This is a genomic window from Mesorhizobium sp. M4A.F.Ca.ET.050.02.1.1 (assembly GCF_003997725.1).
Taxonomy (GTDB): Bacteria; Pseudomonadota; Alphaproteobacteria; order Rhizobiales; family Rhizobiaceae; genus Mesorhizobium.
Genome location: NZ_RZSG01000290.1, coordinates 1 through 6,844 on the forward strand (window position 1 = coordinate 1; position 6,844 = coordinate 6,844).

General features: G+C 64.0%; 7 protein-coding genes. 2 read left to right on the top strand and 5 right to left on the bottom strand.

The window, feature by feature from the left end; translation table 11 throughout:
- Window positions 1-224: hypothetical protein (locus EOA33_RS40600; protein ID WP_145989196.1), on the bottom strand; the 224-nt coding region annotated here is incomplete at its 3' end.
- Between the two features lie 204 nt (window positions 225-428).
- On the bottom strand, window positions 429-1,247 hold the full coding sequence (locus EOA33_RS19065) for an AraC family transcriptional regulator (protein ID WP_126054612.1): 819 nt from the start codon (window positions 1,245-1,247) through the stop codon (window positions 429-431).
- 115 nt (window positions 1,248-1,362) lie between these two features.
- On the opposite strand from EOA33_RS19065, the gene EOA33_RS19070 reads away from it, so the two are divergent.
- Complete coding sequence (locus EOA33_RS19070) at window positions 1,363-2,253, top strand: NAD(P)H-binding protein (protein ID WP_126054613.1); 891 nt, start codon at window positions 1,363-1,365, stop codon at window positions 2,251-2,253.
- Window positions 2,254-2,298: 45 nt separating this feature from the next.
- Here the strand turns inward: EOA33_RS19070 and ntrC are convergent, their stop codons facing one another.
- From ntrC to dusB, 3 genes are read right to left on the bottom strand one after another with little or no spacing between them, the layout of a single operon-like run.
- Complete coding sequence (gene ntrC, locus EOA33_RS19075; protein ID WP_127406286.1) at window positions 2,299-3,759, bottom strand: nitrogen regulation protein NR(I); 1,461 nt, start codon at window positions 3,757-3,759, stop codon at window positions 2,299-2,301.
- Window positions 3,756-4,898 carry a nitrogen regulation protein NR(II) gene (locus EOA33_RS19080; RefSeq protein ID WP_126054615.1) on the bottom strand — a complete coding sequence of 381 codons (1,143 nt, stop codon included), beginning with the start codon at window positions 4,896-4,898 and terminating at the stop codon, window positions 3,756-3,758. Before EOA33_RS19080 ends, ntrC begins: the two co-directional genes overlap by 4 nt.
- Complete coding sequence (dusB, locus tag EOA33_RS19085; protein ID WP_127406287.1) at window positions 4,895-5,917, bottom strand: tRNA dihydrouridine synthase DusB; 1,023 nt, start codon at window positions 5,915-5,917, stop codon at window positions 4,895-4,897. Before dusB ends, EOA33_RS19080 begins: the two co-directional genes overlap by 4 nt.
- Window positions 5,918-6,150: 233 nt before the next feature.
- On the opposite strand from dusB, the gene ispD reads away from it, so the two are divergent.
- Window positions 6,151-6,844 (top strand): 2-C-methyl-D-erythritol 4-phosphate cytidylyltransferase (gene ispD / locus EOA33_RS19090; protein WP_127406288.1); only part of this gene is annotated, 694 nt, incomplete at its 3' end.

Genomic DNA, 6,844 nt, shown 5'->3' on the forward strand with positions numbered 1-6,844 from the left:
ATCAGGAATAGAACGAAGACAGCGTTGAGCGCGATCAGCGCCATCGTGGCTTTTGCATCCGGCGCGATCGGCGTCGCCCCGACCAGAATCGCAAAGGAGATCGCCGCCGTGATCAAAGCGCCGGCAATCGCCAGCACGCCGGGCAACGCCAGCAGCCGGCGTCTGTCCTCAACGCCGGGCTTGCTGAAAAGCGGTTCGTTCAGTGTCGGGGCCTGGGAAGCCATATCGCCGTTTAGAGTCATTGCTTGCGTCGGATGTATGCAACGCATTGTGGCGATTATGCAACAAGTGTGGCCAGGACGGAAATCTTTCCCCGGCTTATTCTGCTGGAAGGACCATCCGGCCAGGGTCGATCAGAGTCGCCCTAAAGGTCTGCGGACATGCCGGCAACGGGCGGACGAGCCTCCGCCGTGCGTGCTGGCCGGCATTCAACTCGCCATCCGCCCGCGCCGCAAGCCGCGTGGCGTTTGCCCGATCTCGCGACGCATCCAATATGCCATATGCGATTGGTGCGCGAAGCCTGCCTGATGTGCCACCTCGCTGGTGCTGAGGCCGCCGCCTAGTAACAGAGAGCGGGCGCGCTCGACCCGGCGCCGTAGGACGTAGCGGTGAACGGTCATACCTGTCGCCGCCTTGAACCATGTCCTGAGATGGGAACTGCTGGCGTTGGCAACGCGGCTCAGCCTGTCAATCGTTAGCGGCTCATGAAGGTGAGCATCGATATGCTCCAGGACGTGCCTGAGCTGAGTGTTCGACAACCGGACGGGTCGATCGGTCTCCCGATCGCCGAGGCCCAGCAGCCGCACCGCAAGCGCAACGCCGAGGCTTTCGATGAACAGGGGTTCGGTCGGCGCGCCTGTGTCGTGACCGCTTTTGAGCGCTCGCACGAGATGTTCGATCCGCTCATCCCGGACGAGATGGCGCGTGTCGAGCCGGCGCATTGTTGTGCCTCCCACCTGCCGCGCGACGTCTTCGAGCAAGGCGGACGGCAGGCGAACCTCGATTGTGCGGAACGCGGTTTCCGCCTCGAAACCGCCCTCCTGGTCAGCGGGCACGAAGTCGATGTCGCCAGCACGCCGCAGAAAGTGTCGTCCAACGTCACTGCAATAAGAATGGGTGGCCGCGCTGGCGTGAACCATGATCCTGTGGTGATGCGCTCGCGGCAGCCTGAAGGCGCCTGCTTCGACATGCCTCGAAACCATTGTTATGCCCGTCGGGACCTGGTCGGGATCGAGCTGTGCGTGCATACAGGTAGGCCTCGAATTCATAGCAAAACCTGTCCAAGATTTGGCGGTTCCTGCGCGACTTTCAATGCCGGCGCCCCCTAAACCCAAGCCTCGTTGCCAATGCAAAGAGGTTGATATGGGTTACTATGTTGTCGTCGGCGCAGGGCCGGTTGGACGCGAAACGGCTCGGCTGCTCGGTGAGGAAGGAAATAATGTCGTCCTCACCAGCAGGAGCTTGGGTTCCATCGATTTGCCCGGCGTCCGCGCGGTACAGGCCGACGCCGCGGATGCCGCCGAGCTGTCGCGCATGGCCCGAGGCGCCGATGCGATCTTCATGTGCGCCATGGCCGCCTATGATCGGTGGCCGACCGACTTTTTCCCCATCCTCGACGGCACGGTGCGCGCGGCGGAAGCCGCCGGCGCGAAAATTATCCTGCTCGGAAACCTCTACGGCTATGGTGAGAACGCCGAAAGTCCGCTGCACCCGGACTTGCCGCTCGATCCGACATCAAGGAAAGGTACGACCCGCACGATAATGTGGCAACGAGCACGCCGCGCCGATGCACCAGCCATCGAAGTGCGGTCCAGTGACTATCTTGGACATGGCGCGATCAGCTACTTCTCGCTGCTGGCCCTGCCCTCCGTCGTCGAGGGAAAACCCGTCTCGTTCGTGGGAAACCTCGATGCTGCTCACGCGTGGACGTTCACGAAGGATGTGGCCAGGACGCTTGTGGCGTCGTCCCGTTACACGGGCGAATGGGGACGGGCATTCCACGTGCCCTCGCAATATGCCTCGCCCCGTGAACTCATGCGGAAAACAGCCGCGATGCTCGGCAGGGAGCTTTCGGATCTGCACTCCTATTCCGTCTCCGAAATGGAGGCTCTGGGCCTGCACGAGGCCGTGGAGATGCGCTACCTCTTCGACCGCCCGCTGCTGGTCGACTCCTCCGACACCGAGCATCTTCTTGGCGTAACCGCCAGCAGCCTGGACGCGATGATCGCCGACACGCTGCGCGATCATCTTTGAGCAGTCGCGCGGCAGCATGGCGCCGGCTCGGGAGCCAATCTCCGGCTAGACCTGCCTCGAGGACTTGTAGACGTTGACGCCAAGCTCGCGGATCTTCTTGCGCAGCGTGTTGCGGTTGAGCCCCAGGAGCTCAGCCGCCTTGATCTGGTTGCCGCGCGTCGCCGTCATCGAAGCAAGGACCAGCGGGTATTCGACCTCGGCGAGGATGCGCTGGTACAGGCCAGCCGGCGGCAGATCACCGGCGAACGAAGCAAAATAGCGCTGCAGGAAATGCTCCACCGCCTGACCGATGGAGAGATCGTCGGGAATGAGATTGCCGCCGCCGGGGACTACCGGCCGCTCGCCGGTCTTGAGCTCGGCCTCGATGATCTCGGACGAGATCTCATCCTGAGAATAGAGCGCGGCCAGCCTGCGGATCAGGTTTTCCAGCTCGCGCACATTGCCCGGCCAGGGGTAGCGCTTCATCAACTCGATGCCGCCGGAGGAAATGCGCTTGGTCTGCAGCCCCTCGCTGGCGCCCTGCTTGAAGAAATGCCGCACCAGGTCCGGAATGTCCTCGGAGCGCTCGCGCAGCGCCGGCAGCCTCAGCGGCACGACGTTGAGGCGGTAGAACAGGTCCTCGCGGAACAGCCCCTGGTTTATCAGCGTGCGCAGGTCCTTGTTGGTGGCGGCGACGATGCGAACGTCGGTCTTGATCGGCGTGCGGCCGCCGACGGTCGTATATTCGCCTTGCTGCAGCACGCGCAGCAGACGTGTCTGCGCCTCCATCGGCATGTCGCCGATCTCGTCGAGGAACAGCGTGCCGCCTTCGGCCTGCTCGAAGCGACCGGTGGAGCGGTTCTGCGCGCCGGTGAAGGCGCCCTTCTCGTGACCGAACAGTTCCGATTCTATCAAGTCGCGCGGGATCGCCGCCATGTTGATGGCAACGAACGGGCCGCCGCGGCGGCGGCCATATTCGTGCAGCGCGCGGGCCACCAGCTCCTTGCCGGTGCCGGATTCGCCGCTGATCATCACCGTGAGGTCGGTCTGCATCATGCGGGCCAGCATGCGGTAGATGTCCTGCATGGCGGCGGAGCGGCCGACCAGCGGCATCGTCTCCGGTTGGTCGTCGGCGCGCGCGTCGAGCTTCGGCCGTCTCGGCTCGGCCAGCGCCCGGTTGACGATGTTGAGCAGTTCGGTCAGGTCGAACGGCTTCGGCAGATATTCATAGGCGCCGGTCTCGGAGGCGCGGATGGCGGTCATGAACGTGTTCTGCGCGCTCATCACGATGACCGGCAGTTCCGGCCGCGCCTTCTTGATGCGCGGCAGCATGTCGAAGGCGTTCTCGTCCGGCATCACCACGTCGGTGATGACGAGGTCGCCCTCGCCCGCCGCCACCCAGCGCCACAGCGTCGAGGCATTCGAAGTGACGCGCACCTCATGGCCGACGCGCGACAGCGCCTGATTGAGCACGGTGCGGATGGCCGCATCGTCATCGGCGACCAGAATGTTGCCGCGTGCGGTCATGAGCGGTCTCCTTCAGCTTCTTCGTCGACACCGTGTGCGGTCTCCTTCCAAGCCGGCATCAGGATGCGGAACGTGGTTCCCCGCGGCGTCGAATCGCATTCGATGATGCCGCCATGCTCGCCGACGATCTTGGCCACCAGCGCCAGCCCGAGGCCGGAGCCGTTCGGCTTGGTGGTGATGAACGGGTCGAACAGGATCGGCAGTATGTCCTCCGAAACACCGGGACCGTTGTCGCGCACGCAAAATTCCAGCGGCAGGGACACGCGATCCTGCGTTCCCGGCACCGAAACACGGATGCCCGGCCGGAAGGCAGTGGACAGCACGATCTCGCCTTGCGGGTCCGAACCGATCGCCTCGGCGGCGTTCTTGACCAGGTTGAGGAACACCTGGATCAGCTGGTCGCGGTTGGCGAAGACCGGAGGAAGCGATGGATCGTATTCCTCCAAGATCTTGATCCGTTTCGCAAAACCGTTCTTGGCAATCGCCTTCACATGGTCGAGAACGACATGGATGTTGACCGGGTAGCGGTCGATTGGCCGTTCGTCGGAAAAGACCTCCATGCGGTCGACGAGTGAGACGATGCGGTCGGTCTCGTCGGTGATCAGCCGGGTGAGCGCGCGGTCCTCGTCGGAGGCTGACAGTTCCAGCAACTGGGCGGCGCCCCTGATGCCGGACAATGGGTTCTTGATCTCATGCGCCAGCATGGCGGCAAGGCCGGTGACCGAGCGGGCGGCGCCGCGATGCGTCATCTGTCGGTCGATCTTGTCGGCCATCGACCGTTCCTGGAACATCACCACCACCGTGCCCGGGAATTCCGGCACCGGCGCCACGTAAAGGTCGACGACCTTTTCGATGCCGAGGCGCGGCGATGACACATCGACCCGGTATTCGTTGACCGGCGCCAGGCGCTCGCGCACCTGGTCGACAAGGGTGAGCAGCGGGCTGCCGAAGGGCACGAGCTTGGACAACGTGTTGCGGGCAAGCATGGTCGCGCTGGAGCGGAAGAAATCCTCCGCATCGGCATTGGCGAAGGTGATGAAGCCGCCGGCATCAACCATGATCACCGGGCGGCGGATGGTGTTCAGCACGATGTTGGCGGCGTCGACCATGTCCGGCCCTTGGGCAACTGTGGCCTTCATGCGGCGCTCCGCATCGATTCGGCGGGGTTGGAGAACACTTCACGCAGTTCGGCGATGACGCGAGCGGGCTCGAAAGAGGTGAGGATTGCCTTGCGTTGACCGGAAGTGGCGCCGGCGGCATGGCTATCGAGATACCAGCCGAGATGCTTGCGCGCCTGGCGCAGCCCGCTTTCGACACCGTAGAGCGCCAGCATATCCTGATAGTGGCCAATGACGTAGTCGGCCAGGGCCAGCCGATCTCCGGGAATGCCTGGCGCCGTCTCTCCTGCCGCGGACGCCGCGATCCTGCCGGCGGTCCACGGTGCGCCATAATGCGCGCGTCCGATCATCACCGCGTCGGCGCCCGATTGATCGAGGATGGCAGCCGCTTCCGCCGGCGAGCCGACATCGCCATTGGCGACGACCGGGATCGAAACGGCTTCCTTGACCCGCGCGATGGCGCGCCAGTCGGCCTTGCCCTGGTAGAACTGGCAGCGCGTGCGGCCATGCCCCGTCACCATCCTCACGCCGGCCTGTTCGGCGCGGCGCGCCAGCATAGGCGCGTTGAGCGCGCTTTCGTCCCAGCCAAGCCGCATCTTCACGGTCACCGGTACCTCGACGGCGCCGACCACCGCCTCGATCAGCGACAGCGCGTGATCGAGATCGCGCATCAACGCTGAGCCAGCATAGCCGCCCGTCACCTTCTTGGCCGGGCAGCCCATGTTGATATCGATGATGTCGGCGCCCTCGCCCGCGGCGATCCGGGCGCCTTCGGCCATGTGCGCCGCCTCGCGGCCGGCAAGCTGGACCATGTGGATCGGCAGCCCGGAATGGCGGATTCGCAGGTCGCAGCCGGCCCTGCCTTTGGCAAGCTCTCCGCTCGCCACCATTTCCGACACGACCAGCCCGGCACCATGCCGATGGGCGCGCTGCCGGAACGCCTCGTCGGTTATTCCCGACATCGGCGCGAGGAAGACACGATTACGGATTATCACGCCGCCAATGTCGAGCGGCAGAGCCAATTTGGTCAATTCGGGCATGCACAAAAACCAAGCATATCGGATTGCTGCACATTCTCTAGCCAGTAGCAAGGCAATGTGCAACGCGCAATGACGTCAAATCAAGGCGCATTTGGGAAAAAGCTGGCCTTCGGCCAGCAAAGCGCAATGCGTCGTTCGGGATAAGCAAAGGTCGCTTTGGAATTCACAATTGGCGCACGATCTTTTCCGAAAACCGATTACACTTTTGCGGATCGTGCGCTAAGCCAATCGCAATGACTGACGCAAGCGAAAATCAGGCTTCGGGCGCCGATGACAAGGTCGCGGTGGTTATCGTAGCGGCCGGGCGCGGCGCGCGCGCCGGGCAAGCCAATGGACCGAAGCAATATCAACGCATCGGCGGCCGCGCCGTCATCGCGCGCACCTTGGAGACATTCCTCTCTCACCCGAGGACCGGTCCGGTCGTGGTGGCCATTCACGCCGACGACGGCGAGCTTTTCCGAAAGGTCGCGGGTGCGGATGCGGACCGTGTCATCACGGTCACCGGCGGCGATTCGCGCCAGGCCTCTGTCAGGCTGGGTCTGCTGGCGCTCAGGGATGCCGCGCCAGGCCGCGTGCTCGTCCATGACGCCGTACGCCCCTTTGTCGACGCCGGACTCATCGACCGCACGATCGATGCCGTCGGCGAACGCCAGGGCGCGCTGCCCGCTCTGCCCGTCGCCGACACGCTGAAGCGCGAGTCGGCAGCCGGGATGATCGAGGAGACCGTATCGAGGAACGGCCTGCATGCCGCCCAGACGCCGCAGGGCTTTCCCTTCTGGCCGCTTCTTGCCGCGCATGAAAAGGCCCATCATCTTGGCAAGGCGGATTTCACCGACGACGCCGCGATCGCCGAGTGGGCGCATATTCCGGTGAAAATCGTCCAAGGATCGCCGGACAACATAAAACTTACCTGGGCAAGGGATATTG